The organism is Nocardia tenerifensis NBRC 101015 (assembly GCF_000308715.1).
GTDB classification, from domain to species: Bacteria; Actinomycetota; Actinomycetes; order Mycobacteriales; family Mycobacteriaceae; genus Nocardia; species Nocardia tenerifensis.
In genome coordinates this window covers 1-24,872 of record NZ_BAGH01000153.1, presented here as the reverse complement: position 1 = coordinate 24,872, position 24,872 = coordinate 1, and the positions used below count along the sequence as shown (strand labels likewise).

Annotated in this window: 21 protein-coding genes; 7 read left to right on the top strand and 14 right to left on the bottom strand. The window is 68.4% G+C overall.

Going from position 1 to position 24,872, the window contains the following annotated elements; translation table 11 throughout:
• Positions 1–732: 732 nt before the first annotated feature.
• The gene (gene uvrB, locus ON39_RS12220; protein ID WP_040733705.1) at positions 733–2,925 is read right to left on the bottom strand and encodes an excinuclease ABC subunit UvrB; all 2,193 of its coding nucleotides are present in this window, start codon (positions 2,923–2,925) and stop codon (positions 733–735) included.
• A 340-nt stretch (positions 2,926–3,265) separates the two neighbouring features.
• Here uvrB and ON39_RS12215 point away from each other — a divergent pair, with 340 nt between their 5' ends.
• Positions 3,266–3,916: a ribonuclease FAU-1 family protein gene (locus ON39_RS12215; protein WP_040733704.1), complete on the top strand. Its 651-nt coding sequence runs from the start codon at positions 3,266–3,268 to the stop codon at positions 3,914–3,916.
• A 39-nt stretch (positions 3,917–3,955) separates the two neighbouring features.
• Positions 3,956–4,480, top strand: coding sequence for a ribonuclease FAU-1 family protein (locus tag ON39_RS12210; RefSeq protein ID WP_040733703.1), 525 nt, complete (start codon positions 3,956–3,958; stop codon positions 4,478–4,480).
• A gap of 285 nt (positions 4,481–4,765) precedes the next feature.
• On the opposite strand, the gene coaE is transcribed toward ON39_RS12210, so the two are convergent.
• Positions 4,766–5,968 (bottom strand): dephospho-CoA kinase, encoded by a 1,203-nt coding sequence (gene coaE, locus ON39_RS12205; RefSeq protein WP_040733702.1) that lies wholly within the window; start codon positions 5,966–5,968, stop codon positions 4,766–4,768.
• A 335-nt stretch (positions 5,969–6,303) separates the two neighbouring features.
• Here coaE and ON39_RS12200 point away from each other — a divergent pair, with 335 nt between their 5' ends.
• Positions 6,304–6,516: a hypothetical protein gene (locus tag ON39_RS12200; RefSeq protein ID WP_040733700.1), complete on the top strand. Its 213-nt coding sequence runs from the start codon at positions 6,304–6,306 to the stop codon at positions 6,514–6,516.
• Positions 6,517–6,564: 48 nt separating this feature from the next.
• Here the strand turns inward: ON39_RS12200 and ON39_RS12195 are convergent, their stop codons facing one another.
• From ON39_RS12195 to ON39_RS12165, 7 genes are all read right to left on the bottom strand, one after another.
• Positions 6,565–8,109 carry a phospholipase C gene (locus tag ON39_RS12195; protein WP_040733698.1) on the bottom strand — a complete coding sequence of 515 codons (1,545 nt, stop codon included), beginning with the start codon at positions 8,107–8,109 and terminating at the stop codon, positions 6,565–6,567.
• Between the two features lie 212 nt (positions 8,110–8,321).
• Positions 8,322–9,725 carry an MATE family efflux transporter gene (locus tag ON39_RS12190; RefSeq protein WP_040733719.1) on the bottom strand — a complete coding sequence of 468 codons (1,404 nt, stop codon included), beginning with the start codon at positions 9,723–9,725 and terminating at the stop codon, positions 8,322–8,324.
• A gap of 5 nt (positions 9,726–9,730) precedes the next feature.
• Positions 9,731–10,867 (bottom strand): PLP-dependent cysteine synthase family protein, encoded by a 1,137-nt coding sequence (locus ON39_RS12185; protein WP_246003003.1) that lies wholly within the window; start codon positions 10,865–10,867, stop codon positions 9,731–9,733.
• Entirely contained in the window at positions 10,849–12,195 is a 1,347-nt protein-coding gene (locus ON39_RS12180) for an alanine racemase (protein ID WP_040733714.1), read from the bottom strand. Before ON39_RS12180 ends, ON39_RS12185 begins: the two co-directional genes overlap by 19 nt.
• Positions 12,192–13,169 carry an ornithine cyclodeaminase gene (locus tag ON39_RS12175; RefSeq protein ID WP_040733696.1) on the bottom strand — a complete coding sequence of 326 codons (978 nt, stop codon included), beginning with the start codon at positions 13,167–13,169 and terminating at the stop codon, positions 12,192–12,194. The genes ON39_RS12180 and ON39_RS12175 overlap by 4 nt, the downstream gene beginning before the upstream one ends.
• Before the next feature lie 284 nt (positions 13,170–13,453).
• A complete protein-coding gene (locus ON39_RS12170) occupies positions 13,454–14,404 on the bottom strand; it encodes an AEC family transporter (RefSeq protein WP_040733695.1) in 951 nt (316 codons plus the stop codon).
• Positions 14,405–14,407: 3 nt separating this feature from the next.
• On the bottom strand, positions 14,408–15,109 hold the full coding sequence (locus ON39_RS12165; protein WP_211336362.1) for a TetR/AcrR family transcriptional regulator: 702 nt from the start codon (positions 15,107–15,109) through the stop codon (positions 14,408–14,410).
• An 86-nt stretch (positions 15,110–15,195) separates the two neighbouring features.
• Between ON39_RS12165 and ON39_RS12160 the strand changes: the two genes are divergently transcribed.
• The 3 genes from ON39_RS12160 to ON39_RS12150 all read left to right on the top strand — a co-directional run bounded on the left by ON39_RS12160 (position 15,196) and on the right by ON39_RS12150 (position 19,005).
• On the top strand, positions 15,196–15,879 hold the full coding sequence (locus ON39_RS12160) for an NAD(P)-dependent oxidoreductase (RefSeq protein WP_040733712.1): 684 nt from the start codon (positions 15,196–15,198) through the stop codon (positions 15,877–15,879).
• A gap of 112 nt (positions 15,880–15,991) precedes the next feature.
• The gene (locus ON39_RS12155) at positions 15,992–16,567 is read left to right on the top strand and encodes a hypothetical protein (protein WP_146251200.1); all 576 of its coding nucleotides are present in this window, start codon (positions 15,992–15,994) and stop codon (positions 16,565–16,567) included.
• Positions 16,568–16,782: 215 nt separating this feature from the next.
• Positions 16,783–19,005 carry an MMPL family transporter gene (locus tag ON39_RS12150; RefSeq protein ID WP_040733691.1) on the top strand — a complete coding sequence of 741 codons (2,223 nt, stop codon included), beginning with the start codon at positions 16,783–16,785 and terminating at the stop codon, positions 19,003–19,005.
• Here ON39_RS12150 and ON39_RS45815 read toward each other — a convergent pair.
• Complete coding sequence (locus tag ON39_RS45815) at positions 18,992–19,624, bottom strand: TetR/AcrR family transcriptional regulator (RefSeq protein ID WP_051186533.1); 633 nt, start codon at positions 19,622–19,624, stop codon at positions 18,992–18,994. The two genes, ON39_RS12150 and ON39_RS45815, sit on opposite strands and share 14 nt — an antisense overlap.
• Before the next feature lie 93 nt (positions 19,625–19,717).
• Complete coding sequence (rpsA, locus tag ON39_RS12140) at positions 19,718–21,193, bottom strand: 30S ribosomal protein S1 (RefSeq protein WP_040733690.1); 1,476 nt, start codon at positions 21,191–21,193, stop codon at positions 19,718–19,720.
• A gap of 245 nt (positions 21,194–21,438) precedes the next feature.
• Between rpsA and ON39_RS12135 the strand changes: the two genes are divergently transcribed.
• Positions 21,439–22,332, top strand: coding sequence for a class I SAM-dependent methyltransferase (locus ON39_RS12135; RefSeq protein ID WP_051186532.1), 894 nt, complete (start codon positions 21,439–21,441; stop codon positions 22,330–22,332).
• 36 nt (positions 22,333–22,368) lie between these two features.
• Here the strand turns inward: ON39_RS12135 and ON39_RS48690 are convergent, their stop codons facing one another.
• From ON39_RS48690 to ON39_RS12125, 3 genes are all read right to left on the bottom strand, one after another.
• On the bottom strand, positions 22,369–22,521 hold the full coding sequence (locus tag ON39_RS48690; protein WP_110293694.1) for a type II toxin-antitoxin system antitoxin: 153 nt from the start codon (positions 22,519–22,521) through the stop codon (positions 22,369–22,371).
• Between the two features lie 12 nt (positions 22,522–22,533).
• Entirely contained in the window at positions 22,534–23,418 is an 885-nt protein-coding gene (locus ON39_RS12130) for an SPFH domain-containing protein (protein WP_040733689.1), read from the bottom strand.
• 86 nt (positions 23,419–23,504) lie between these two features.
• Positions 23,505–24,872 (bottom strand): FAD-binding oxidoreductase (locus ON39_RS12125; protein ID WP_306307540.1); only part of this gene is annotated, 1,368 nt, incomplete at its 5' end.

Genomic DNA, 24,872 nt, shown 5'->3' with positions numbered 1-24,872 from the left:
TCGCCGGACCACTCAACCCGCCCGCACACGCTTTGCCAGCGGATCCGGCGTGACGCACCGCAAGTCGGCGACAGGGGAAGCGACCAGGAATGCGGAGAGCGTGCAGGCGCCGGAAGGGTGTACGCGGCAGGCGCAGCGGCCGGCCCCAGGGCTCTCATCAGCCGACCACCACTCCCACACCCCTCTTTGGACGGGTGCGGCGTGTCACGCGGCAAGTCGATGTGCGGGAACCCAGAAGGTGCGCGGGAACTCAAGAGAGGTGCGGAAGCCCACAGCGTGCACGGCACCCGGCGGCCGCAGGTATGCCATCCGCCGACCGACTCAGCACCCCCGCACCCCCTCTTGCGACGGACACGGCGTGTCACACGGCAAGCCGGTCTGCGCGAACCCAGAAGGAGTGCGGGAGCCGAAAGGCGGTGCGGCTCAGCGGCATAACGGTCCTGTTGGAACCGTGACTCATCAGCCTCAGCGCAGCCGCTGGCCGAGGTCACTCCATCACCACCTCATCGCCACCCTGGCCGACTCATCCAGACAACACCTCACCGCTCACGCCGAGCCACTTCCCTCAACGGCCCACCCGGCCAACCCGTGCCGCCACCCATCTCACCGCATCACCTGGCCGAGCCACCTCGTCAACACCCCAGGCATCCGGGCCGAGTCATCCCGACCACACTTCATCGCGACCACTGGGCCAAGCCACCCTCACCCGAGGCGCACCGGCGAACCTTTCGCTCAGCTCAACCCCGCGGCATCCATGCCTCGCAGTTCCTTCTTCAGATCGGCGATCTCGTCGCGCAAACGGCCCGCTAGTTCGAATTGCAACTCGCGGGCGGCGTTCATCATCTGGGCGGTCAGCTCCTTGACGAGGTCGGCCAGTTCGGCGCGGGGCATCGACTTGACGTCGCGGCCTTCGTAGACGCCGGCGCTGACGGCGCGGCCGGGCTCACCCTGGGCGCGGCGGCCGCGGCTGGCGTTGCGGCCGGAGCCGCCCACCTCGACCTCGGTCTCCTCGGCCTCGCGGTAGACCTGGTCGAGGATGTCGGCGATCTTCTTGCGCAACGGTTTCGGGTCGATGCCCATCTCCGTGTTGTAGGCGATCTGCTTGGCGCGGCGGCGATCGGTCTCGTCGATGGCGTGCCGCATCGAGTCGGTGATCTTGTCGGCGTACATGTGCACCTCGCCGGACACGTTGCGCGCCGCGCGGCCGATGGTCTGGATCAGGCTGGTGCTGCTGCGCAGGAAGCCCTCCTTGTCCGCGTCGAGGATCGCGACCAGCGACACCTCGGGCAGGTCGAGACCCTCGCGCAGCAGGTTGATGCCGACGAGCACGTCGTACTCGCCGAGCCGCAACTGCCGCAGCAGCTCGACGCGGCGCAGCGTGTCGATCTCGGAGTGCAGGTACCGCACCCGAACACCCAGGCCGAGCAGGTAGTCGGTGAGGTCCTCGGCCATCTTCTTGGTCAGCGTGGTGACCAGCACCCGCTCGTCCCGCTCGGTGCGCTGACGGATCTCGTGCACCAGGTCGTCGATCTGCCCCTTGGTCGGTTTGACCACGACCTGCGGATCGACCAGACCGGTCGGGCGGATGACCTGCTCGACGACCTCGCCGCCGACCTGCCCGAGCTCGTACGGGCCCGGCGTGGCCGACAGATACACCGCCTGCCCGATCCGATCGGCGAACTCCTCCCAGGTGAGCGGCCGGTTGTCCACCGCGGACGGCAGCCGGAAGCCGAACTCGACCAGGTTGCGCTTACGCGACATGTCGCCCTCGTACATGCCGCCGATCTGCGGCACCGTCACGTGCGACTCGTCGATGACGAGCAGGAAGTCGTCGGGGAAGTAGTCGAGCAGCGTCGCGGGCGCCGACCCGGCCGGGCGGCCGTCGATGTGGCGCGAGTAGTTCTCGATGCCGGAGCAGAACCCGACCTGACGGATCATCTCCAGGTCGTACTGGGTTCGCATGCGCAGCCGCTGGGCCTCGAGCAGCTTGCCCTGGCGTTCCAGCTCGGCCAGCCGCTCCTCCAGCTCGGCCTCGATGTCGCGCACCGCGCGCTCCATCCGCTCCGGGCCCGCCACGTAGTGGGTGGCCGGGAAGATGCGCAGCATGTCGACCTGACGGACCACGTCGCCGGTGAGCGGATGCAGGTAGTACAGCGCCTCGATCTCGTCGCCGAAGAACTCGATGCGGACCGCGAGCTCCTCGTAGGACGGAATGATCTCGACGGTGTCGCCGCGCACCCGGAACGAGCCGCGGGTGAACGCCATGTCGTTGCGGGTGTACTGCACGTCGACCAGCAGCCGCAGCAGCGCGTCGCGGTCGACCTCGGCGCCGACCTCCAACTGCACCGATCGATCCAGGTAGGACTGCGGGGTGCCGAGGCCGTAGATGCACGACACCGACGCGACCACCACCACATCGCGGCGCGACAGCAGGCTCGACGTCGCCGAGTGCCGCAGGCGCTCGACGTCGTCGTTGATCGAGCTGTCCTTCTCGATATAGGTGTCGGTCTGCGCGATGTACGCCTCGGGTTGGTAGTAGTCGTAGTACGAGACGAAGTACTCGACGGCATTGTTCGGCAGCATCTCGCGCAGCTCGTTGGCCAGCTGCGCGGCCAGGGTCTTGTTCGGCGCCATCACCAGCGTCGGACGCTGCACCCGCTCGATGAGCCAGGCGGTGGTCGCCGACTTGCCGGTGCCGGTCGCGCCGAGCAGCACGACGTCGCGCTCGCCCGCCTTGATCCGGCGCTCGAGCTCCTCGATGGCCGCGGGCTGGTCGCCGGCGGGCACGTGCTCGCTGACCACCTCGAAGCGCGCCTCGCTGCGCTCGATCTCGCCGACGGGACGGTGCTCGGAGTGCGCGAGCGGGGTCGCGCCCGCCACCCTCTCCTCGTAGCCTTCCGTCGGAATCTCGGTTGCGAATGCCATGCTCACCAGCCTAAGCCCAGCCACCGACAGATTTCCTCGCCCGGCGCGGGCGGTGGCGGTCGCGGCCGTGGGCGGCGGGTTTCGGCCGGAGTTCCTTCGCCGAGTCCCGGTGATAAAAACCGACGCCGCCCACATCGCATTCCCGGCGCATAAACCGCGCTTTACCGGACCAATACCGTTTCACTCCCCCGGGCCGCCGAGTGTCCGAAATGTCCCTTGCGGCAACATAATTCGTATCCAAAAACATATCGCGCCAATCCACCACGCCACCATTTCGCAGGTGTACTCTGATTTGGTTGTTCGGACAACAAGTTCGGATGTGGCGAAGGACAAACGAGCCATGAGAGGTCTGATTCCATTGCTCAATACCGTGCCGACCACCGGCTTCGCAGGCAGTATCGCTCGACACATCCGTGCGGCGGTGCCCGGCCTGAACCATGGCGCCCACGCCGCCGCCCCGCCGAACTCCGCGTTACCGCCCGGCCACCCGCCGCACCGGCCGCACGTCGAGTTCTTCAACCTCGCGGAACTCACCAGCACCGACAGCAAGGGCTTCGTCCGCCAGGTCGAGCGCTACCACCACGAGCCGTGGGGCGTGTACATGGCGCGGATCGTGCCCGTCCCGCACCATCACTACCTGGAGTCCTGGCTGCTGCCCGACCTCTCGCTGCGTGTGACGGTCAGCCGCCGCAACCCGGCCCACCACGTCGACCACGACTTCCACCTCGACATCGGCGAGTTCACCGAGATCGCCCCGAAGCGCTGGAAGGCCGTCGACCACTACCTCGACATCGAGGTGCACCGCGGCCGCCACGTCGAACTCCTCGGCGTCGACGACCTGCTCGCCGCCCACGCGGCCGGGCTGGTGGACACCGCGCAGGCGCATCGCGCCTTCGAGTGCGCCACGGCCGCGCTGGACGGGCTCGCCGCCAACGACCACTGCGTGGAGGACTGGCTCGCCACCCAGGGGATCACGCTCACCTGGATGTAACCACTCGACTCCGCTCGCACGGCGGTAGATTCTGAATGCATGACGCAGGCACCATCCGTCGACGTGCATCGGCCCAAGGTCGAGTTCTTCGACCTCGCGGAGCTGACGAACACGGATCCGAAGGGATTCGTGCGGCCGGTCGAGCGGTACCACGTGGAGCCGTGGGGCCTGTACATGGCGCGGACCTCCGACCATGAACAGTTCCACTACATCGAATCGTGGCTACTGCCCGACCTGGCGCTGCGCGCCACCGTCTTCCACTACTACCCCGAGCATCAGCGGGACCAGGACTACTACCTCGACCTCGGCGAGTTCGGTCAGGTAGAGCCGCAGCGGTGGAAGTCGGTGGACCACTACCTGGACATCCTCGTGCGCACCGGCCGCGAGACCGAGCTGCTCGACGTCGACGAGCTGCTCGCCGCGCACACGGCCGGACTGCTCACCGCCGTCGAGACCCAGTCGGCCATCGAGACCGCGACCCGCGCGATCGACGGCATCGCGGCCCACGGATACCGTCTCGACCGCTGGCTGGAGTCCCTCGGCGTCACCCTGACTTGGAAGTAGCGTCGGGATCGGTCGGCGCGGCAGCAGATCCGAGGGTACGGCGGTCAGATCGTTGCATCGCAAATGATCACCGCACGCGAACGATATTCGCCTGCGCGCGAACGCGCACCCGTGCGCGCGCTAACGGAATACCTCTGCGCATCAACGGTATTCGCCAATACGCCAGCACTTCGCCTGCCAGCCAACGTCTTCTCTGCACGCCATCGGCTTCTTCGGGTCCCTGTGTGCGCCGGCAACGCCTGCGCGCCAACAGCTTCAGTGCGGTACACGAAAACTGATGCGTCGCTAGCGATCCCGCCACGCGAGCATGCGCGGATAAGCGGCGGCGAACCACGGCTCCTTGACATCCACGTACGCGAGCGTCGCCTCCGCACCCGTCGCGCCGGCCGCCTTCGCCTCCGCCGCGCGCTTCACCTCGAGGTACTCGGCCCGCGCCGCGGCGTCGGCGCGCAGCCAGTCGCGGAACAGCAGCGCATACTCCTGCCCCGGCGAACCCGCAACGCGCACATGGACATTGGCGCGACGGCCGGGGTCGGCGCTCTGGTGGTAACGCTTGGTCCACAACGCGACGTCCGTGCCCGCCGGATCCTGCGGCGTCGGTCGCGGGGTGTCCTCGGTGACCTCGGGCCGCGCCGGAAAACCGGCCGCGCCCAACGCATCTCGCAGCCCATCGGCCGCGGCGAGGTCGGCGACGGTGATCTGCAGATCGATCACGTCCTTGGCGGGCAGCTCCGGCACCGAGGTGGACCCGATGTGATCGATCCGCGACGCGGCCGACCCGCACGCCACCCACAGTCTGGCGATGAGCCGCTGCGCCTGCACGGCCCACTCCGGGTTCGCGGGCACGAGCCTGATCTCCGTGCGACGCGCCGGCGTTCCGGTGCGCAGATTGTGCTCGAACGGCACCAACCGCTCCCGCCATAACCGCCGCACCGCCTCCTCGACCACCGCGGGCTCCCCGCTGTTGTCGAGCAATACATCCGCGACGGCCCGCCGCTGTTCATCGGTGGCCTGCGCGGCGATACGCGCACGCGCGTCGGATTCGGTGACGCCACGGAATTCGACGAGCCGGCGCACACGCGTCTCCGCGGCGACATCGACGACAATGACCAAATTCATCAATGGCGCGAGACCATTCTCGACGAGCAATGGAATGTCCTGGACGACAATGGCGTCGCCCGGCGCCGCGGCAATGAGTTCTGCGGTTCGCTTACCCACCAGTGGATGAGTAATCGAATTGAGCGTGGCGCGCGAGGTATCGTCGGCGAAAGCTTTGGCCGCCAAGGCCTGCCGATCCAGACCGCCGTCGGCGGCGAGAATGTCCGCGCCGAACGCCGAGACGAGCGCAGCGAGGCCCTCGGTCCCCGGCGCGACCACCTCCCTGGCGATCAGGTCGGAGTCGATGATCACCGCGCCGAGGTCGGCCAGGATCCGCGCCACCGTCGACTTGCCCGCTCCCATGCCTCCGGTGAGGCCGATCCGCAACATTCGACCAGTCTCGCATCCGACGGCCCGGCGGGCGTTCGGCACCCACCGCGTATACCGCGTGACTGTGCCGCAAGGACCGACGTTCGACTACGGCGACACGATCAGCCCGATTACCCATCCGGGCCGCCGATTCCACCTGCCGCCACCGTAATTGCCCGATCCGTGACGAGGCCGAGACCGATTCGCAACAATTCCGGCCGGGCCCGCCGGTCCGCCGACAACTTTCCGACACGCCGGGCCAATTACTTGCGCAAAATACTCTGCGTGGCAGTTTCGTTCGGCTAATCTTCGCCCTGGCGATCGGAGCGCCAGTACCAGCAAGCAAAGGAACACCATTGGGCACCAGAAACAACCAGACGGCTCGCCACCGCCTGGGCATGGCGGGCGGAGTGCACTGCGTCCAGATCCCCGCCGTCGCGGCCGCACTAGCCGAGCACCGCCGCACTTGGTTCACCGCGTTGATCAGCCCGGCCCGGCACAGCTTCGCGGCCATGCGAAAACGCTCCGTCGTCCCCTCGGTCCGGTGGGTGCCCGCCACCGCGAGCTGACACCGTCGAACGAGAAGTGGCCCAGCCCCCGCCAGGGCTGGGCCACTCTCATGCCCGAATCAACCCGCTCGGCTTGCGCCGGGCGCCTGGTTGCTGTGTCGGCATCGAATTCGGCGGAACCGGATAGGGAATCCCGGCCGTCGCCGTACCCAAGCCGATATTCGGGCCGCATTGGGCGACCGCGGCATCCATTTTCGGTTTCGGATCGGGCAGCACCGGTTTCGCGATATTCGGGGCCGAGCCGAAATCGAAGGCGGAGGTCATGTCGCCGGTGACGCCGCGTCGCCACGCGGTCAGATTCGGCACCTCCACCCCGAACCTGGTCTCCAGCAGTCGCAGCTGCGAGGTGTGGTCGAAGGTCTCCGAGGCGACCAGCCCGCCTCGGGTATACGGCGAAATCACCAGCGCGGGAACGCGATAGCCCAAACCTATCGGGCCCGCGACGCCCTGTGCGGCGGGTACGCGATCGAGCGGCACGGTGAGGAACTCGCCGGGGGTGCCCGGCGGCGGGGTCGGCGGAGTGACGTGGTCGAAGAAGCCGCCGTTCTCGTCGTAGCTGATGATCAACGCGGTCTTCTCCCACACCTTCGGGTTCGAGGTGAGGATGTCGAGCAGTTGCACGATGCCGAACGCGCCGAAAGCCGCTGGCAACGCGGGATGTTCGCAGTTGAGCAGCGACGGGATCACCCAGGAGACGGCGGGCAGCGTGTCATTGGCGACGTCGGCCTGAAAGTCGTTGGGGTACACCGGAGCCATGCCGCGGCGCGCCAATTCCGAATTGGGGTCGGCGGATTGGGTGAAGCAGCCGAGCATGCCGTCGAGGATCACCGACGACAGCGGGCCAACGTCGCGATTGTTGTAGATTTTCCAGCTGACGCCGGCTTCGGACAGGTTCTCGGGGTACGTGCGCCAACTGTAGACGTGCTGCGGAATCAGCTTGGGGGTCTCCACCAGCGGGCCGCCCGCGGCGCCGTCCGGGTCGATGGTCGCGCTGATCCAATACAGCCGGTTCGGGTCGGTCGGGCCGAGGACCGAGCAGTGGTAGTTGTCGCACAGCGTGAAGGCGTCGGCGAGCGCGGAGTGGATCGGAATGTCCTCGGGCAGGTAGTAACCCATCGCCGCGGGCGCGTTGGCCGGGCCCACGCTCGCGATCGACATCGGCATCCACTGGTCGTTGCGGCCGTCGTTCCAGGCGTGGTGCATGCCCGCCCAGGTGTGGTCGGAGTCGTTGATGCACTCGCCGTCGAGTGTCGCGCCGCGGGTGGTGTCGAGGCGGAACGGGTTCACGTAACCGTCTGGGGCCGGGCCGGTTCCGGGCGTCCAGCCGTATTGCCGCCAGGCCGCCGACGGGTCGTCGAAGCCGCGTACGCCGGACAGGGTGCCGAAATAGTGGTCGAACGAGCGGTTTTCCTGCATCAGCAGGACGAAGTGCTCGATATCGCCGAGTCCGCCCAGGCCGGCCGGGTCGGCGGCGTAGGCGCGTTCGATGATCGGGTTGGCCCAGGAGGCCAACGCGCCGACCGCTCCGGCCGCCGCGGCCTTCGCTAGGAATTGTCTGCGATTGAGCCCGCTGAACGGCCCCGCTGCGCACATGTCTTCGGCCGACCTTTCCGCCAGGGCTGAGGAGCAGAGTTTCGCGATCCGCGCTGACCATACCCGACGTGCTGCGACGCCGCAGAGAAAGATCGTTTGGCCGAGTCGGGAATCGAGCGGAACCACGGCGGGAAGCCGCGATTTCCGCGTGGTTGCCCGTCAGCTGCCCGAATCAGCGCGCCGTCGTGACTGTTTCACCCGTTTTACCCTCTTCACCCCACCGCGGCCACGGATTCCCGTATCGGCGTGGCCAAGTCGGCGGCGCCGCGCCGAAACCTGCGCCAGACCAGCAGCGCGGTGGCGCCGAACCCGAGGCACAGGCCGAGCCAGATGCCTGGCGCCCGCCAGCCGAAGCCGAAGGCGAACACGGTCATGGCGGGCACGCCGATCGCGAAGTAGCCGATCAGCGTGCTCTGCATCCCCGCCTTGGTGTTTCCGATGCCGCGCAGCAATCCGATGGACAGGTTCTGCGAGCCCTTGCAGTACTGCTGGACGATCGCGAACCAGAGCAGCGTCGAAGCCGCGGCGACGACGGCGGTGTCATCGTGGTGCGAGCCCAGGAACGGCGTGAGCACCGCGTCGGGGAACAGCACGTAGCCGAGGCCGACCACGGTCATGAAGGCGAAGCCGAGGCCGAAGGTCCGGCGCGCGATCCGCGCCACCTCCTGCCGGTCGCCCTGCCCGATCGTGCGGCTCACCAGGATCGAAGCGCCTTGGGACAGACCGATATTGACCTGGTAGACGATATAAGCCAGCTGGTTGACGATATTGCTCGCGGCGAGCGCCACCGGCCCGAAGCCGCCCATCAGCACCGCGGCGACGGAGGTGATCGCCGCCTCCGCGCCGTAGGTCAGCGAGATCGGCGAGCCCATCCGGACGATGCGGATGACCGTGGCGCGATCGGCTCGCCAAGCACGCAGGGAGAGCAGATCGCCCAGCAGCGGATCGCGTTTCACCGTGCGCAGATAGAGGCCGAAGGTCCAGAGCTGAACGAGGGTGGTGGACAGGCCTATTCCGGCGAGGCCGAGCTTCGGCACCCCAAGCCAGCCGTAGATGAACAGCGCGTTCAGCAACGCGTTGACGCCGATGGACACGAGCGTCACCCGCAGCAGCGAGCCGGCCCTGCGCAGCCCGACGGCGAACTGCCGCAACACGTTCAACCACAGCATGGGTATCAGGCCGGGGGCGAGCGTCCACAGAATCGGGCGGGCGAGCCGGAGCACCTCGGGGTCCTGGCCGAGCCAGCGCAGCGCGTAGCCGAGGGTGATCAGGATCAGCGCAGCCGCCGCCGAGGTCACCGTCGCCACCCACGCGGCGGCGCGGACGAATCCGCGGATCTCGGCGCGGGCCTGCGAGTCGAGACCGGTTCGCCCGGTGCGCTTTTCGCTCCGGCCGACCGCCTCCGCGATCATATTCCCGACGCCGGTGATCATGCCGACGCACATGGTGCGCAGCTGGTTGTACAGCAGCAGCGCGAGGCCGCCCGCCGCGACCGACGCGACGCCGAGCAGCCCCATCATGGCCAGGTCGACCGTGGTCAGCGCCACCTGGGCGAGTTGGATGCCCGCGATGGGGGCCGCGAGCGCCACGATGGCCCGATATCCTCGAAATCCCATGCCGCTCAAGCCCCCGCCCGCTCCACGCGCGCGGCCGCCAGCCGAACCGACTCGTCGTAAGCCCGGAACAGCCTGACGATCCGCTGCTGCGCGGCCCGGTCGTGGAGGCCGCGTTCGTGCAGCCAACCGTCGTCGTACACGGTGTCGAGGTACTTCTCCCCCGCGTCGCACACCAGCACGACGACCGTGCTCGCCGCGGGTAGGTGCACGAGGCGGCGCAGCGCGACATGGATTGCGGCGCCGCCGGTTCCGCCGACGAGCAGGCCTGTGCGTCGCGCGACCACCCGGGCGGTGGCGAACGCGTCGACGTCGCCGACGCGGCAGTCCTCGTCGATGATGTCGTATTTCACGTTGCCGCCCACCGGGAATCCGGCGGGGCTGCCCGCGCCGGACTGCCAGTAGCCGCCGGCCGCGCCGCCGAAGATGATGGAGCCGGCCGGTTCGACACCGAGCGCGTGGACCCGGGAGCCGAGCCTGCGCAGTTCCTCGACCGTGCCGCAGAGGGATCCGCCGGTGCCGACCGCGCCGACGAGGTAGTCGACGTCGGTATCGAGGTCGGCGAGCAGTTCTCCGGCGAGCTCGCGGTAGCCCGCGTTGTTGTGCGGGTTGTTGTGCTGGTCCGGGTGGTAAGCGCCGGTCCGGGCCGCGATTTCGGCGGCGATCCGCCTGCGCGCCACCGAGCTCGGCCCGTCGCCGTCACCGCTGTCGACCGAAACCAGCTGCGCGCCCATGGCTTTCATGGCGCGCAGCTTGTCCTCGGCGGCGTGGTCGTCGACCACGGCGGTGAAGGTGTAGCCGCGCTCCAGCGCCATGAGCGCGAGTCCGGCGCCGGTGTTGCCGGAGGTGGGCTCGACGATGTGCCCGCCGGGGCGCAGATCGCCGGCGCGTTCGGCGTGCAGCACCATCTCCCGGGCCATCCGGACCTTCGCCGAGCCGGTCGGGTTGAACTGTTCGAGTTTGAGCAGCAGGCGGGTGCCGGCGCCCGTGCGGACGAGTTCGAGCAGCGGGGTCGAGCCGATGAGCTCCGAGGCCAGGCGTACGACGTTCTCGCGCAGCCGGAGAACCGGCCGCGGGTGCGCGCTGGATCTCCTGTGCGCGTTCACCTGTGCGACGACCTCGGCGTTCATTTGTCCATGCGCCACCGGATGCGGCCCTCCTCGTGGGTGCTGACGACAACCTTCGGGGGCAGCGGAAGCTGGTGGAACTCGCTCTCGTTCTTGTCCATCTGATAGCCCGCCGTATTCGGATACAGCAGCAGGTCACCGGGTTCGGGACGCTGCGGCATCGGCACCTTGCGCCAGGTGAGCACGTCGTACTCCATGCAGCTCGCCCCGCCGACACACGTGGCGATCGGGGACGTGGCCCGATCGGAGTTGCGCGGCACCAGGATCGGGTCCGGGAGGAACTCGGAACCCTTCCACTGCTCGGACACGCTCATGCTGAGTCCGTGCACGGTGGTGATGCCGTAGTCGGCGTTCTGTTTGTAGCCGAGCACGGGGAAGACGGTGCAGCCCGCGTCGATGAGCAGTGCGCGGCCTGGCTCGAGGAACAGCTGGATGTCGTTGTCGCGCAGGTGGGTCGCCAGCGTGCGTCCGTCGAAGGTGGTCGCGAGGATGGCGTCGAGCATGTCGGCGCCGGTCGGGGACTGCGCGTACGGGTAGAACTTCTCGAACCGTTTCCCAGCGTGGAACCAGTCGTCGCGTCGGTGCGCGAGGAAGGCGTTCCAGTCCTTGTCGCGAAGGTAGCGGCAAGCGAAGCCGCCGCCGACCGAGAGCGCGGTGATAGGAAGGCCCTGCGCTTTCGTCTTAGCGCACAGGCGAATCAGGTCGAAGGCGAGTTCGGCGCGCGGCGCGACGGCGTAGCCGTCCAAGTGGAAAGAGAATCCGATCAGCTCGACGGCCGGACGTAACCGCGCGCACAGGGTGATCGCGGTGTCGAGATCGTCCGCCGAGAGGCCGAATCGGCTGTGCGGTGCATTGGGAGGCAAGCGCCGCAGCAGGATTCGCACCGGCCCCGCGCTTTGCGCGATCTCCGCGAGCCGGGCCAGTTCGTCGAGTGCGTCGACGGCGACCACGCAGTCGTGCCGGGCCGCGAGGCGAAGCAGCGCATCGGTTTTCGCCGCGCCGGTCACCCCGATGTCGCGGCCGCGGACACCGTGCGCCAGCGCGTGCACCAGTTCGGGCTCGCTCGCGACGTCCACGGCGGCGTCGAGGTCCACTATCTCGGGCAGCCAGCAGCCCGCCTTGTTCGCCTTCTTGCCGTAGTAGACCTGGCCGCGCACTCCATGTGCGGCGAGCGTTCGTTGGAAAGAGCGCAGGTTCTCGCTGAACTGCGCCGGGTAGACGACGTGGAACGGACCGCCGACGGCGTGGTGAATGTCGAAGAGCAGCTGCCGGTCCGCGCGTACGCGCCGCTGCCATTCCGGTTCGATCGCGGGCAGCGTGGGCAGGTCGAGAGTTACGGCGTTCACGACCACAGTTCCACCCGCTGCCCGCGTCCCGCCGCCACCGCGCGGGTCGCCAGCGCATGGGCGACCGGGATGTCGGTGATGATCATGCCGCTGGCGAACGCGAACACCCGGTCGTCGGCGCCGGAGCGTCCCGGTGCCCGCCCGGCCACGATGTCCGGCAGTTCGGCGTCGATCGACGGCGCACCGTCCGGCCCCGCCAGCCTGGTACCGGTGACGCCGAGTTGGCCTGTGCTGGTGGCGATCGCGTAGTCGGCCGCGCGCAACGCGCCGCTCTCGACGCCCTTGCTGGCCACCGAGATCAGCAGTCCACCGGGCGGTAGCCACTCGGTGCACACCTTGGGATGCGCGGCCCGGCCGGACGCGACGACGACGATGTCGGACTCGGCCACCGCCGAGGGCACATCGTCGACGAGTTCGATGTCGCGGTCCGGAAACCAGCGGTGCAGAGCCGCAATGCTTTCCGCGATGCCGTCGGGATGGGTGCCGAACAACCGCAGTCGCTCCAGTCGCGGCAGCGCGGTCAGCAAGTAGGGCAACGTGTTTCGGCCCTGAATGCCGGTCCCGAGCATGAGTGCGCTGCGCGCGCCCTCGCGGGCAGCGTGTTTCGCGATGACGGCGGTGGTGGCGGGCGTGCGGGCGGCCCCGACGCGCTGACAGTCCATGAACGCGAAGGGAAGTCCGGTGGTGTCGTCGTACAGGCTGATCGTCGTGTAGTACTTGTCCGCGCTCGTGCTGCCCTGCCGGTAGGAGGTCTTGAAACCCAGGTGCTCCAGCGAACCGTCGTAGCCGAGCATCGAGTACGACACCGCGTCGCGTTCGGCCGTCGGCAGCGGCATCATCAGCTTCACCGGGCAGCGGGAGTCGCCGCGGGCGTACGCCAGATAGCCGTCCTCGACCAGGTCGATGACCTCGGCGGGCGAGAGGTCGATGTCGGCCAGATCGGTGCGGGTGAGGATGTGCAGTGCGCTACTCATGGAACTCCGATGTCGTTGTGCGAGTGGAGCGGACGCCCGGACGGCGGTGGCGCGCCGTCCGCGCACGCCGTCCGCTCGACCACGAATGCCGTTGCGGCAGCACCGATCCCGATCCGAAACAAAGCCATGTCAGCATCGTAGACTACTGGTAATGGTTTTCATTAGCATTATCAGTGAAATCGGACACATGCGTCGAGCCGGACACGACACGCGTCCACCTTGGCGAGTGACATATAGCTAGTCATCACCCAGCAAAGGGACGTGTGCCAAACGTCGGGAACCGACTACCGGGTGACCAGCATCCACACGGGCAGCAACAGCAGCGCCAGCAACGAGGTCTTGGCCACGACCGACGCGGCGAGGTCGACATCCGTGTCGTAGCGCTGCGCGAAGATGAACAGATTCTGCGGCGCGGGCATGGCGGCGATCAGCACGAGATAGGTCAGCCACGTGCCGTGAATACCGAAAAGGTAGTGGCAGATCAGCAAGGCCAGCAGCGGAAAGGCCAGGCATTTGAACGCGATCAGCGCGTATTCGTCACGCAGCGCGCCGCGCAGCCGCAAGCCGGTGCCGCCGAGGTGCAGACCCAGGGCGAACAGGGCGACGGGCGCGGCGGCGTTGCCCGCGAACGACAGCGTGTCGAGCAGCCAGCGCGGCACCGGCACGCGCGCCGCGTTCGCCCCGATCCCGAGGTAGCAGGCCACCACGATCGGCGTGGCCAGCGCCGCGAGCACGCCGCGCAGCACGGGGCGGCGCGTCGACTCGGCCGAAACATCGTCGCGCGCACCGAGTTCCATCACCGCGATGACGACGACGGTGAGCACGCAGACCTGGAGCAGGATAATCGGGAAGATCGGCGCGACGTCGCCGAAGAGCAGCACGAAAACCGGGATCGCGAAGTAGGTCGTATTGACCTGCACGCCGGCCATGATCCGCAGCGCGACACCCCGCGCGTCCACCCCGATCATCCGACGGGCCCAGAACCCGACGGCCACCATGCCGAGCAGCGCGGTGACCAGATAGGCGGCGATGGCGCGCGGATCGAACAGTCGCCCGAGGTCGCTCGAGTACAGCGAACCGACCAGGTAGCACGGGATGGCGAACAGAAAGGCGAACTCCGAGAACGCCTTCGACGCGTCGGCCCCGATGATCTTGCGCCGCGCGAACACCACGCCCGCGCCGAATACCAGTGCCACCGGGGCCAGCTTCCCGGCGGTGGCGACGAGATCACTCACCGGCTACAGCCCGAGCGAACGGACCAGGTCCAGCATCTCGAGGTGGAAAAGCTTTGCGGGGTCGCGGGATTGCGGCACCAGGTGGCCGTAGACCTCGAGCGCGACGAGGCCGTGCATGCGGCCCCATATGCGCAGCGCGAGCCCGAGCGCCGCGGGCGGCAGTTCGGGAAAACTCGCCCGAACGTGCGCGACGAGATCCGCGTCGAACTCCGACCACGTTGTGTCGCCGCCACTTTGGTGCTTCTTCGCGTGCGGCCACGCGGCGGCGGTCAGGCCGACGAGGCCGCTGCAGGCGCGCGTCTCGGCGGCGACGGCGGGTCCGCCGGGCGGGGGTTGATAGCCGGGCACCGGGTCGCCGTAGATGAGCCGGAACTCGGCGGGGTGCGCGATCGCCCAGTCGCGCACGGCCTCGCCCCAGGCCACGATCCGCCCGGCCGGATCGTCGGCCGGGACCGCGTCGCGCGCGGCCTCGACGCGGTCGACCAGCGAGGTGTAGACGTCGGAGATCAGCGTGGTGATCAGTTCGTCGCGGGTCGCGTAGTAGCCGTAGATCGCGCCCGCGGTCATGCCCATCTCGCGGGCGATGGCGCGCAACGTGATCGCGTCGGGGCCGCCTGCGGCCAATAACCGCAGCGCAATTGCCTTGATCTCCTCGGACGCCTGCTCGCGCATGCGCTCCCTGCGACTCTTCACGACCTCGACCACGGTTGACACTCTACAGCGTTTGACTACTATCACCCGTGTCGTTACTGAACGGCGTGTAGTAAATGAACATTGTTTAGGGAGTGGTCGTGGACATCGGGATTTTCGGCGCGACGGGCGTCATCGGCAGCCGGGCCGTCGCCGAGGCGGTCGAGCGGGGACATCGCGTGACCGCCTTCAGCAGGGATGCGAATCGGTTCCCCGCCGAGCGCGGAAGCGTCACGTGGCAGGTCGCCGACTGGCTCGACGCCGACAGCATCGCGGCGGCGATCGCCGGGTTGGACGTGGTGATCAGCGCGGTCAACGCCGGGCACGGCATCGAGGACACCATCGCCAACGCGAACAATTTCGTCGTCGGCGCTCAGGCCATGGTTCGCGCGCTCGACCAGCACCCGCGGATCCGGGTGATCACCGTCGGCGGGGCGGGCAGCCTGGAGGTTGCCCCCGGATTGCAGTTGGTCGACACCGGCGCGGACTTCACCCGGATCCTCACCAAGGAGCTTCGGGTACCGGCCGAGTACGTCGAGCCGGTGCTGGCCGGCCGGGCGGCCCTGGGCGTCTATCGCCTGTCGAACCGCAACTGGACCTACCTCAGCCCGTCGTCGGGGCGAGTCGAGCCGGGCCCGCGCACCGGTCGTTTCCGCGTCGGCGGGGATCAACTGCTCGTCGCCGAGGACCGCGGCGACCTCTCCGCCGAGGATCTCGCCGTCGCCCTGCTCGACGAGGTGGAGCAGCCGCGCTTCATCCAACGCAGGTTCACCGTCGGCTACTGAGACGAGGGCGCCCGCCGAAACCTGTCGTACCCCTCTGCCACAATAGAAACCAGGTCGGACGTCGATCGAGTTGCTGCCCAAGGTAATTGGCAACTCGACCGAGGAGGCGCACATGCCTGACGTTCCAGCTTCGATGCCCGACCCGCATGAGCCGATGTCCGTCGACGTCGACCGCCTGGTCGAGCTGGCGGCTGAGATCGAACGGCATCGGTACCTGCTGCGCTCCGCCGCCGACGACTATCGGTGGCGGACCGCTCGACAGGTGGAATACCTCGACCCGCCGGATCGGGACATGCGGCTCGCGCATGCCGAGCGGCTGATCGAGGCCTTGATGATCGATCCGGTGCGGCACATCGATCTGGATCTCGACGCCTATCGGGCGGTGCGCGACGGCGCGCCGATCGACTTCGACGCCGAGCACCGGACCTACGTGCTGCGCAGGCCGGGCCGCGATCCCCTGCCGGTCCGTCCCGGCCTGCCGGAGCATCGCCTCGGCGTGATCGCCCGGCTCGCGGGCCTCGGCCTGCGGCTGGAGCAGATCCAGGTCGTCGCCCTCACGACCGCCCAGGTCGTCGAGCGGCCGCGGCCGCCGGCCACTACGCCGCAGGTGAGCCGTGGGACCACGAAGGCCTCTCGGCGTATCGAACTGGCTCGTCGGCAGGGGCGGGAGTTCCAGGCGGGCAACTGATTTCGGCTCCCACGCCGCGGCCTTCGCGGCGTGGGGACCGGCTCGCTGCATCCGACAGTCCGACCCAGTGCAGCAAGCCTTCGCGGCGCAGGGACCGGCCCGCGAGGTTGGCAGTCCGGATACCTGACAGTCCCTTGCTAACTTTCCCTCGATATTCGTATGCTTGCCGACAGCAGCTGATAGTCACTGTCAGAAGCCGAATCCCTGGAGGGGCGATGGCACGATCCACCATCCTCGAACGGCCCGAACCACCCGCCCCGACGCGGCGGTGGGGCGTGGCCGGACGGTGGGGCGTCGCGATGGCCCGGCATCGCGGGGTCGTCCTCGGGATCTGGCTGCTGCTGGTCCTCGTGTGCGGCGCGGCCTACCCGGCGCTGCACGGACGGCTCGGGACACCCGACTACTCCGTACCGGGGACCGACTCGGTCGCGGTGGACGAGCTTGTCGCGCAACACTTCTCCCGATTCGGCATCGAGCGGGACCTGATCGTCTTCCACTCGGCCGAAGGCACCGTCGACAACGCGCAGTACCGCGCGACGATCGACCGGGCCATCGGGATCGCCCGGCAGACCGGCGGCATCGCCGGAGCGATCGGTCCCTTCGACGGCAATGCCGCCCAGATCTCCGCCGACCGGCACACCGCCTTCGGCATCGTCGGGGTCGACGGCGACATCTCCGAACGGGTACGCGTCGTCCAGGAGCTACGGTCGGCCATCGAGACCGAGCGCGGCGCCGACACCCAGGTCATGCTCACCGGCTACGCCCCGATCCAGACCGAGATGATGCAGATCGAGACCGGCGACCTGCAACGCGCCGAGGCGCTGGGCGTCCCGGTGGCGACGGTGCTGCTGATCCTCGCGCTCGGCGCGGTGACCGCCGCGCTGCTGCCGATCACCGTGACCGCGGCCGGCATCGCGGTGGCCGTCGGCGCGCTCTTCGGCCTGACCACCTTCCTGGCCTTCGACTCGCTCGTCTTGTCGGTGGCGACCATGATCGCCACCGGCACCGCGATCGACTACGCCATGTTCATCGTCAGCCGCTTCAACGAGGAGCTGACCCGCCGCGGCGTCCGGGATCGCAAGGAGCGCAGCGCCATTCACGAGGCCGTCGGCGCGGCGATGGACACCACCGGCCGGACGGTTCTCGCGTCCGGGCTCATCGTGATGATCTCGCTGTGCTCGCTGGCGGTGGTCGGGCTGCCGATGCTCAACGGCATCGCCGTCGGCGTGGTCACCGCGGTGGTCGCGACCATGACGGCGGCGTTCACGCTGCTGCCGGCGCTGCTCGCGACACTGGGTCCGGCGGTGAACCGCGGGGCGCTGCCCGAGCGGCTGCGCCCCGCGGAGGTCCGCTCGACGACGGCATCCAGCGCCTGGGCGCGGTGGGCGCACACCGTGATGGCGCGGCCGGTGCTGTTCGGCGCGGTCGGCGTCGCACTGCTGCTCGTCGCGGCGGCCCCGCTCACCGGTCTTCGCTACGGCGTCGACGTCGGGACCGACGCGCTCGCCGACCGACCCGCCGGTCACGCCATCGCGCTGGTCGAGCAGAACTTCACCCCCGGCTTACTCGCGCCGATCGAGGTGGTGGCGACCGGTGCGAACGCGCAACCGCTGACCAGCGACGCGCGCGTCGAGGCCGACCGATTCCTCGGCGAACTGTCCCACGACCCGCGCATCGCCACCGTGCTGCCCCAGTACGCCGAGGGCCGGATGTTCGCGGCTGTGGTGCCGCACGCGGAGTTCGGGTCGTCCGCCGCCACCGACCTCGTCACCGATATGCGTTCGCGCGCGGCGACGCTCAACGACGCCGAGGTCCGGGTCGGCGGCACGACGGCGTTGTTCGCCGATGTGTCCCAACGGATCACCGGCCGATTCCCCTGGGTGATCGCGCTCGTGCTGGCCGTCTCGCTGGTCTTCCTGATCGTCGCCTTCCGCAGCATCGTGCTGGCGGTCAAGGCGATCCTGCTGAACCTGCTGGCTACCGGTGCGGCCCTGGGCATTACGGTCGCGGTGTTCCAGCACGGCATCGGCGAGTCGGTGCTCGACTTCCACAGCACCGGGTCGCTGCAGATCTATCTGCCGATGCTGGTGTTCGCGGTGCTGTTCGGGCTGTCGATGGATTACGAGGTGTTCCTCATCCGCCGGATGAAGGAGCACTGGGATACCCACGGCGACAACGCCGCTGCGGTAGCCGACGGGCTACAGCGCACCGCCCGGCCGATCACCGCGGCCGCCGCGATCATGGTCGCGGTGTTCGCGAGCTTCGTGACCGCGAATGTGCTGGAGCTGAAGCAGATCGGGTTCGCGCTCGCCGTCGCCATCGCGATCGACGCGGTGCTGGTGCGGCTGGTCCTGGTGCCCGCCCTCATGCGCCTATTCGGTCGCTGGAACTGGTGGTTGCCGAAAACCCGTGTGCCGAACAGAGTTAACGGAACATGACCTCGATCTGGTCGAGGATCGTCGTGATCGCCCGCGTGTAGACGTCGGTGAGGCGCTCGGTGAAATCCGTTCCCGCCCAATGATCCAGGGCCGCCATGCACCCCCACACGGCGGTCGCCGCGGCCATCCGGACGCGCAGATCGTTGGGCTCGCGGCCGGTGCGCTCGGCGAACAGCGTGCGGAACTCGTCCTCGAGGTCGCGCATCTGCTTGGTCTGGCCGACCCGGATCTCGGGCACCGCCGCCACGTACTCCAGTCGGCGGCGCGTGCGGCGCACCGACTCCTCGGTCAGCAGCGACTCGATCAGTATCGGCGCGAGCATGCGTCCGACGGCGATCAGGTCGGCGGGCTCGACGGTCGCGGCCCCGCCCGCGGTCCGCATGGCTTCCAAAATCTTCGGGTCCGCCTCGTCGTGCAGAACGAGCATCTCCTTGGTGCCGAAGTAGCGGTAGACCGAGCTGGGCGAGACGCCGGCCTCGGCGGCGACGCGTTCGATCGTGACGGTGCGGTAGCCGTGCTCGTCGAACAGATCCAGCGCGACCCGCTGGATTCGGCTCATCGCCTCGATCTTCCTGCGCTCCCAGGAAGTGGACGGAAGCTCTAGCGCGGCATCGGACATCCCATTCAGAATACCGGGAGCGTGCCGCGATCCGGCCCCGGAAACGGGCGAAGGCCCCGGTCCAATGGACCGGGGCCTTCGTCACAGAATCTGTCAGGCGTTGCCGGAGAGCTTCTCCCGCAGAGCCGCCAGCTGCGCGTCGCTGGCCAGCGAACCACCGGCCGACTCGGACGAGCTGGAGGACGACGACGAAGCCTGCGAACCGCTCTCGGAGGAGTAGTTCGACGAGCCGCCACCGTTCGCGGCCTCGGCCGCGGCGTCGGCCGCCATCTTCTCCATCTGCGCGGTGTGCATCTTGTGGCGACGCTCCGCCTCGGCGTAGCGGCCTTCCCACTCTTCGCGCTGCTTGTCGAAGCCCTCGAGCCACTCGTTGGTGTCGGGGTCGAAGCCCTCGGGGAAGATGTAGTTGCCCTGCTCGTCGTAGCTGTCGGCCATGCCGTACTTCGACGGGTCGAACTCGGCGTGGTAGTCCTCGTTCGCCTGCTTCAGCGACAGCGAGATCCGGCGACGCTCGAGGTCGATGTCGATGACCTTGACCATCGCGTCGTCGCCGACGGCGACAACCTGGTCCGGGACCTCCACGTGGCGCTCGGCCAGCTCGGAGATGTGCACCAGGCCCTCGATGCCCTCCTCGACGCGCACGAACGCGCCGAACGGAACCAGCTTGGTGACCTTGCCCGGCACGATCTGGCCGATCGCGTGGGTGCGGGCGAACTGACGCCACGGGTCTTCCTGGGTCGCCTTGAGCGACAGGGAGACGCGCTCGCGATCCAGATCGACGTCGAGCACCTCGACGGTGACCTCGGTGCCGACCTCGACGACCTCGGACGGGTGGTCGATGTGCTTCCAGGACAGCTCGGAGACGTGCACCAGGCCGTCGACGCCGCCCAGGTCCACGAAGGCACCGAAGTTGACGATCGAGGAGACCACACCCTTGCGGACCTGGCCCTTCTGCAGCTGGTGCAAGAACTCGCTGCGGACCTCCGACTGGGTCTGCTCGAGCCAGGCCCGGCGGGACAAGACCACGTTGTTGCGGTTCTTGTCCAGCTCGATGATCTTGGCCTCGATCTCCTTGCCGACGTACGGCTGGAGGTCGCGGACGCGACGCATCTCGACGAGCGAGGCGGGCAGGAAGCCGCGCAGGCCGATGTCGAGGATCAGGCCGCCCTTGACGACCTCGATGACGGTGCCCTTGACGGCCTCGTCCTTCTCCTTGAGCTCCTCGATCGTGCCCCACGCGCGCTCGTACTGCGCCCGCTTCTTCGACAGGATCAGGCGGCCTTCCTTGTCCTCCTTGGTGAGAACGAGAGCCTCGACCTCATCGCCCACGGAAACGACCTCGTTCGGGTCGACATCGTGCTTGATGGAGAGTTCACGGGAAGGGATGACGCCTTCGGTCTTGTAACCGATGTCGAGCAGGACCTCGTCGCGATCGACCTTGACGATGGTTCCTTCGACGATGTCGCCGTCATTGAAGTACTTGATCGTGGCGTCGATGGCGGCGAGGAAATCCTCGGCGGAGCCGATGTCGTTGACGGCTACCTGCGGCGAGGTGACGGTGGTGGGCATATGTCGGTTTGCTCCGGACGGATTGTGGTCGGTTGCGGACATTGGAACTTTCGGTACGCTGGCGAATTCACCGCGGTGGTGTGAAGACGGACACTAGGAACGTACCGCACGTAACGCACGTGAAACTCAGCACGGGTGGTTGACTCCGGTACGGCTGTACAGAAGGCACTCGCGCGTTCAGCGTACGCGACCTTGGTCCAGCCGGGCAAACCGGTCCGGTCGCCACGCCGGGATACCCTGACGGCGTGTCGGAAGATCGCCATGCATATGCAAACACAGTGCTCGGGACGGCGGGGACCGCGCGCGCCCGAATCGGCTCCGCCGCTAGTCAGCGAGCCAGTCGCCGCTGGTGGGACGCCGACGCCGGGCAGTACCACGAGACGCACGCCGATTTCCTCGGTGTGGATTCCCCAGACGGCGAATTCGTCTGGTGCCCTGAGGGACTGCACGAGGGCGATATGCGATTCCTCGGCGAGCTCGCGGGCAAGCGGGTGCTGGAGATCGGCTGCGGGTCGGCGCCGTGCGCGCGCTGGCTGGCCGGGCAGGGGGCGTATCCGGTCGGGCTCGATCTGTCGATGGGGATGCTGGCGCGCGGCCGGGCAGCGATGGAGCGGGGCGGTCCGCAGGTGCCGCTGGTGCAGGCGGGCGCGGAGAGCCTGCCCTTCGCCGACGCGTCGTTCGACCTCGCCTGCTCGGCGTTCGGCGCGATTCCGTTCGTCGCCGATTCGGCCGGGGTGATGCGCGAGGTCGCGCGCGTGCTGCGCCCCGGCGGCCGCTGGGTTTTCTCGGTGAACCACCCGATGCGCTGGATCTTCCCCGACGACCCCGGCCCGTCCGGCCTCACCGCGACCATCCCCTACTTCGACCGCACCCCTTATGTAGAGGTAGACGGCGAGGGCGAGCCGATCTACGTCGAACACCACCGCACCATCGGCGATCGAGTCCGCGAGATCGTCGCCGCCGGCCTCCTACTCCTGGACATCGTCGAACCGGACTGGCCCGAGTGGCTGGACCGCGAGTGGGGCCAGTGGAGCCCCCTCCGCGGCGAAATCTTCCCCGGCACAGCCATCTTCGTCACCCAAAAGCCCCCCGCAGCCCCGCACTCTCTCTCGGGCCCCGCACCCTCTCTCGCGCCCTAAAGCCGGTGCGCATCCCGAGAAGGAGTGCGGGGTGCGCTACTTGGGTTTGCGGCCTGCCTGTTCCAAGGCCAGGCGGAGGGCGTATTCGATTTGGGCGTTGATGCTGCGTAGGTCGTCGGCCGCCCACTTGGCGATGGCCTCGTGGACGGCCGGGTCGAGCCTCAGCAGGAGCTTTTTGCGCTCAGCCATGGGCTTCGGCGCTCAGTTGTAGAGCGAGCCGGTGTTCACGACGGGCTGGATGGCTCGATCGCCGCAGAGCACGACGAGCAGGTTCGACACCATGGTGGCGCGGCGCTCCTCGTCCAGTTCCACCACGCCCTGCTCGGTGAGCCGGTCGAGCGCGAGCCCGACCATGCCGACCGCGCCCTCGACGATCTGGGTGCGCGCGGCGACCACCTGGGCTGCCTGCTGACGGACCAGCATGGCCTGGGCGATCTCCGGGGCGTAGGCGAGGTGGGTGATGCGGGCCTCGAGCACCTCGATGCCGGCGAGTTCGGTGCGGTCGCGCAGCTCGACGGTGAGCTCCTCGGCCACCTCCGCGCCGTCGCGCAGGCTGGTGCGGCCCTCGTCATGCGAGTCGTACGGGTGCGTGGTGGCCAAGTGCCGGACGGCGGCCTCGGACTGGGTCTGCACGTACTCCTCGTAGTCGTCGACGGCGAAGGCGGCCTTGAAGCTGTCGACCACGCGGTAGACCACGACCGCGGCGATCTCGACCGGATTGCCGTCGGCGTCGTTGACCTTCAGCTTCTGCGTCTCGAAGTTCCGCACCCGCAACGAGATTCGCTCACGGTCGGTGAGCGGGAGCACGGAGAAGAACCCGGGCTCACTCACCGAGCCGATGTAGCGGCCGAAGAACTGGACGACCTGCGCCTCGTTGGGGTTCACCACGATGAGGCCGGTCGCCGACAGCAGCAGGACCAGCACGAAGAAGCTCGCGACGATCGCGCCGATGAGCGCGGGCACGTTGTGATGCTGGGCCATCGCGATATAGCCGAGCGCGGCCACGCCGCCGAACACGAGCGTGAGCACCAGCCACGCCACCAGCACCAGGAAGCCGTTGACGTGTAGTGCGGGCCGAAGCTTCATGACATCCTCCAGGTATCAAAGTGATATCACGAAGATAGCAGACGATCGACCGGTACGGGCCCCGGAATTTCCAGGGCCATGGCCGGTCAGGCGGCGGGGCGGATATTGCGGTTGAAGCGAAACATGTTGTGCGGGTCGTACTTCGCCTTCAGCTCCGCGAGGTAGGCGTAGGTGTCGGCGGAGTAGCCCGCCCTGGTCTGGGCCTCGTCGGCGTCGGCGCCCGCGCCGTAGAGGAAGTTGAGGCTGTGGCCGAGCGTCCACGGGGCGAGGGCGGTGCGGATCTTGTCCTTGGCCGCGGTGTCGTCGTCGGGGTCGGTGATGACGCGGACGAGGTAGGCCGCGTCGCGGTCCTCGACCACGGTGCCGATCCGGCTCGGCCCGCTCAGCGCGCCGCCGAGGTGGCGGACGTCGACCACCGCGCCGGAGTCCGGGCCCGCCGCGGACAGCAGGGCGGACAACGTTTCTCCGGAGAACTCACTGAGCAGCGCGTTGGTCGCGGCGTAGGCGTGCGGGTGGTCGGGATCGCTGTGGATGGTGTGCGATTCGGTGTAGGGCATCATGCGCAGGTCGTCCTTCATGCGGTCGCCGACGGCGCGCAGCGGGGCGACGAGTCGCTCGCCTTCCTCGGCCGGACCGTTGAAGGCGATGCGGAACGAGGCCACGCGGCGACCGCGCAGCGGGGCGGGGACCTGCGGGATGTCGGGGAAGGTCAGCACGGCGACGGTGGAGGTCAGCTCGTCGGGGACCGTCGCGGTCCAGCGTCGCCACGCGTCGAGCGCCGGTTCGATCGAAACCGCGTCGAACATGAGCTGGCCGCCGTAGACCTCGGTGACCGGAAGCAGTTCCAGCTCGACGGCGGTGACCACACCGAAGTTGCCGCCGCTGCCGAGCGTCGCGCCGAACAGGTCGTCGCCGGGGAGCAGCCTGCGTACCCGGCCGTCGGCGGTGACCAGTTCGACGGCGCGCACGTAGTCCGCGGCGTAACCGAATTCCCTTGCCAGCAGGCCGGTTCCGCCGCCGAGCAGGTAGCCGACCACGCCCACGGAGGGGGACGAACCGTTCAACGGCGCGAGGCCGTGCGCGGCCGCGGCCTCGACCAGGGCGCCCGCGCGCACGCCCGCGCCGATGCGGGCGATGCGGGTCGCGGGATCGATGTCGAGGGCGGTCATCCGGCGAGTGCTGATCAGCACGCCCTCGTCGGCCGCGACCGACAGGCCGTGGCCGGTCGCCTGCACCGCGACGGGAAGGCCTTGCCGCGCCGCGTATTCCACCGCGGCGCGCACGTCTTCGGCGTGCACGGCGCCGACCACGAGGGCCGGCTTGTGGGTGTAGGCGGTCTGGAAACCGGCGACCTCCTCGTCGTATCCGGCGTCGCCGGGGGCGGAAGACGGGGCCGGTGAAGGTGTCGATGTGCTCTGCATTTGCCATGCGTTCGACGATGCCCGCGAGCCGAT

Coding starts and splice junctions, on each gene's coding strand:
- uvrB (WP_040733705.1), bottom strand. CDS start 2,925: ATGGCATTCGCAACCGAGATTCCGACGGAAGGCTACGAGGAGAGGGTG.
- ON39_RS12215 (WP_040733704.1), top strand. CDS start 3,266: ATGAGAGGTCTGATTCCATTGCTCAATACCGTGCCGACCACCGGCTTC.
- ON39_RS12210 (WP_040733703.1), top strand. CDS start 3,956: ATGACGCAGGCACCATCCGTCGACGTGCATCGGCCCAAGGTCGAGTTC.
- coaE (WP_040733702.1), bottom strand. CDS start 5,968: ATGTTGCGGATCGGCCTCACCGGAGGCATGGGAGCGGGCAAGTCGACG.
- ON39_RS12195 (WP_040733698.1), bottom strand. CDS start 8,109: ATGTGCGCAGCGGGGCCGTTCAGCGGGCTCAATCGCAGACAATTCCTA.
- ON39_RS12190 (WP_040733719.1), bottom strand. CDS start 9,725: ATGGGATTTCGAGGATATCGGGCCATCGTGGCGCTCGCGGCCCCCATC.
- ON39_RS12175 (WP_040733696.1), bottom strand. CDS start 13,169: ATGAGTAGCGCACTGCACATCCTCACCCGCACCGATCTGGCCGACATC.
- ON39_RS12155 (WP_146251200.1), top strand. CDS start 15,992: ATGCCTGACGTTCCAGCTTCGATGCCCGACCCGCATGAGCCGATGTCC.
- ON39_RS12150 (WP_040733691.1), top strand. CDS start 16,783: ATGGCACGATCCACCATCCTCGAACGGCCCGAACCACCCGCCCCGACG.
- ON39_RS45815 (WP_051186533.1), bottom strand. CDS start 19,624: ATGTCCGATGCCGCGCTAGAGCTTCCGTCCACTTCCTGGGAGCGCAGG.
- rpsA (WP_040733690.1), bottom strand. CDS start 21,193: ATGCCCACCACCGTCACCTCGCCGCAGGTAGCCGTCAACGACATCGGC.
- ON39_RS48690 (WP_110293694.1), bottom strand. CDS start 22,521: ATGGCTGAGCGCAAAAAGCTCCTGCTGAGGCTCGACCCGGCCGTCCAC.
- ON39_RS12130 (WP_040733689.1), bottom strand. CDS start 23,418: ATGAAGCTTCGGCCCGCACTACACGTCAACGGCTTCCTGGTGCTGGTG.